The organism is Mesorhizobium sp. M1A.F.Ca.IN.020.06.1.1, from assembly GCF_004023265.1.
GTDB lineage: Bacteria > Pseudomonadota > Alphaproteobacteria > Rhizobiales > Rhizobiaceae > Mesorhizobium.
In genome coordinates this window covers 1-2,946 of the sequence record NZ_RZSR01000767.1, presented here as the reverse complement: position 1 = coordinate 2,946, position 2,946 = coordinate 1, and the positions used below count along the sequence as shown (strand labels likewise).

Here is a 2,946-nt window from a genome sequence, read left to right as displayed (position 1 = left end):
CCTATGATGTGATCAAGGCCTCCGACGTCATCGTCGGGACTGGCTGACGACTTGAGCGCTGGCAGCGCTCAAAGGGGGCCTTATACCGCGATCGGCGCCTTGATATTGGCGTCCGCAAAATAGTTCTCGAGGCGGAAATCCTCGAAGCGGAAGGCAAAAAGATCCTTCACATCTGGGTTGATCCACATCTTCGGCAGCGGCTTCGGCGTGCGCCGCATCTGCTCGCGCGCCTGCTCGAAATGGTTCGAGTAAAGATGCGCATCGCCGAGCGTCTGGACGAAATCGCCAGGCTTCAGGCCGGTGACCTGCGCCACCATCAGGGTCAGCAGGGCGTAGGATGCGATGTTGAACGGCACGCCCAGGAAAATGTCGGCCGAGCGCTGGTAGAGCTGGCAGGAGAGCCGGCCTTCCGAAACGTAGAACTGGAACAGGCAATGGCAGGGCGGCAGCGCCATCGCCTCCACTTGGGCCGGATTCCAGGCTGAGACGATCAACCGGCGCGAATTGGGATTCTTGCGTACCTCCTTGAGAAGGGCGGCGATCTGGTCGATCTCGCCGCCGTGCCCATCCGGCCATGAGCGCCACTGCTTGCCGTAGACAGGGCCGAGATCGCCGTTCTCGTCGGCCCATTCGTCCCAGATGGTGACGCCGTTGTCGTTGAGATATTTGATGTTGGTGTCGCCCGCCAGGAACCACAGCAACTCGTGGATGATCGACTTCAGATGCAGCTTCTTGGTGGTGGTGACCGGGAAGCCGCGTGAAAGGTCGAAGCGCATCTGGTAGCCGAACACCGACCGCGTGCCGGTGCCGGTGCGGTCGCCGCGATCGGCGCCGTTCTCCAGCACATGCTTCAACAGGTCGAGATATTGGCGCATCGGCTCGGCCTCGATTCGGATGACAAGCGATCATAGCCGACTGGCGGTCGGTCGAATACCCAAAGCCTACAGATGTCGATCCGGCGCCGAAAAATCCACGGCGCCGGCACGTTGCCATGCTGGCTGCCGATGGCCTTGCCTCACAGAGAACCCAGTTTGCCCAGGTCCTTCGCCACCAGATAGTAGAAGGTCACGCGGCTCTTGGTGTTGTCGGCGGCCATCGCCTTGCACGCCTTCTCGATCGAGGCGTCGGCCTTCTTGGCGTCGGCAATCCCAAGCTTCTTGGTCACCCAGTTGTCCCGGACGCGCTCGAGCTCCTTCGGGTCCGCACAAGAGACCAGGGAGGAATCGCGGTTCCTGAGCGCGATGCCCAAGTGCTTGACGATCTTCTCGACCGCATCGGCGCTGGCGCCGGCATCGTATTTCTTCACATCCGCAAGATAGTCGGCCATGAAACTTCCCCTCGTCGGCGCCACGGATCCGATCGATGAGGCTTGTGGCGCGCCGCGCAACTTGTGCGCTAGGTCAGGATATTCCTCATCGCCGGCGGAGCTTCGATTGAGCAGACGCGCAAGTCAACCCTCGGCTGTCGAGTTTGGCGCAGGGGACAAGCCTCGACTTGGCCCTTTCATTTTTCGTAACCGCTCCCTATATTCGCTTCGTCGGCTTGACCGACTATGGCGATAAACAGGCGATGAAATAAGCCGTTCGGACCCGGGGGCGGTACCCGGCGCCTCCACCAAAAACCGCTCTTCCAAAGGGAGCGGCTTTTGCTGGGGGCGAAATAGGATCGACGAAGGTGTAAAGATCGTACTTTTGCCCGGCATTGTACCACCGTCATCGGGCTAAACTTATAGTTGCCAACGACAACTATGCGGAAGCTCGTCTCGCTGCTTAATGCAGTGCGAACGCTTCAAATCAAGCCCTAGAGGTTCGCACTTCTAGGCGGGGTTCGGAGGTACCTGGCAACAGAAACCTCCACCTTACCCCTCGCCTTCTTTCCAAGTCAATTGAACGGCCAAGCATGCTTGGCGCGCATGCTTGCGGTCCTGCCTGGGCTGAAAAAGGCCGGGCAATCCCGGCCTCTTCCGATTTTCTATCCGCGTCTTACTCGGCAGGCGCTTCGACCGCTTCGCGCGCACGGCCGAGCGTCAGCTTGGCCAGCATGAAGGAAATCACCGCGCAGAGCGTGATGCCGGCCACCATCGGCAGCGGCGTGCCGTCGAAGAAGAGGCCCGCCACGCCCATGGCCAGCGCGCCGATGGCGAAGTGCAGCGTGCCCATCAGCGCCGATGCCGTGCCGGCGATCTCGCCATGCTCTTCCATCGCCAGCACGGAGGTGGTCGGAATGACCAGGCCAAGGAAGCCGTAGCCGACAAAGAGCAGCGCCGCCATCACGTCGAGCCGGTCGACACCGGATGCCATGATCGCGAACAGCGCCACCATCACCGTGGCATAGCCGGTCACCGCGACCCACACGACCCGCTTCAAGCCGAAGCGATCCGCCAGCATCCCGGTCAGCTGCGACATGCCGATGAAGGCGACCGCGTTGATCGAGAAGAACACGCTGTAGACCGACGGCGACAGGCCGTAGTGGTCGATCAGGATGAAGGACGAACTTGACAGATAGACGAAGAAGCTCGCAATGCCGAAGCCGGCGATCGCCGTCAGGCCAAGGAAGTTGCGGTCGCTCATCAGGTAGCGGTAACCGGCAAGTGCCGTGCCGAAGGACGAGTTGGCGCGCTCCTCCGCCGAACGCGTCTCTTTCAGCGAGGTCGCGAGCAGGATGGTGGCTAAAGCGGCGGCGCCCGTCACAGTCCAGAACACGGCACGCCAGCCGAAGCTCTCGATGATCTGGCTGCCCGTGAGCGGCGCGAGGATAGGCGACACCGAGAACACCAGCATCAGCAGCGACATCAGCTTGGCGGCCTCGTTGCCGGTGTGCAGGTCGCGCACGATGGCGCGCGGCACTGCCATGCCCGCGCTGGCGCCGAGCCCCTGCAGGAAGCGGAAGGCGATCAGCCACTCGATATTGGGCGCCATAGCCGAGCCGACGCCGCCAACCATGAAC

Annotated in this window: 3 protein-coding genes and 1 other RNA gene; 1 reads left to right on the top strand and 3 read right to left on the bottom strand. The window is 61.8% G+C overall.

Going from position 1 to position 2,946, the window contains the following annotated elements:
- Window positions 1–80: 80 nt before the first annotated feature.
- Complete coding sequence (locus EOA60_RS26595) at window positions 81–875, bottom strand: thymidylate synthase (RefSeq protein ID WP_095824896.1); 795 nt, start codon at window positions 873–875, stop codon at window positions 81–83.
- 140 nt (window positions 876–1,015) lie between these two features.
- Window positions 1,016–1,327 (bottom strand): DUF2853 family protein, encoded by a 312-nt coding sequence (locus EOA60_RS26590; protein ID WP_066990883.1) that lies wholly within the window; start codon window positions 1,325–1,327, stop codon window positions 1,016–1,018.
- Between the two features lie 170 nt (window positions 1,328–1,497).
- Here EOA60_RS26590 and ssrA point away from each other — a divergent pair.
- Window positions 1,498–1,858: a transfer-messenger RNA gene (gene ssrA, locus EOA60_RS26585) on the top strand.
- A gap of 124 nt (window positions 1,859–1,982) precedes the next feature.
- Here the strand turns inward: ssrA and EOA60_RS26580 are convergent.
- On the bottom strand, window positions 1,983–2,946 hold a 964-nt coding region (locus EOA60_RS26580; RefSeq protein WP_128312151.1), incomplete at its 5' end, for a Bcr/CflA family efflux MFS transporter.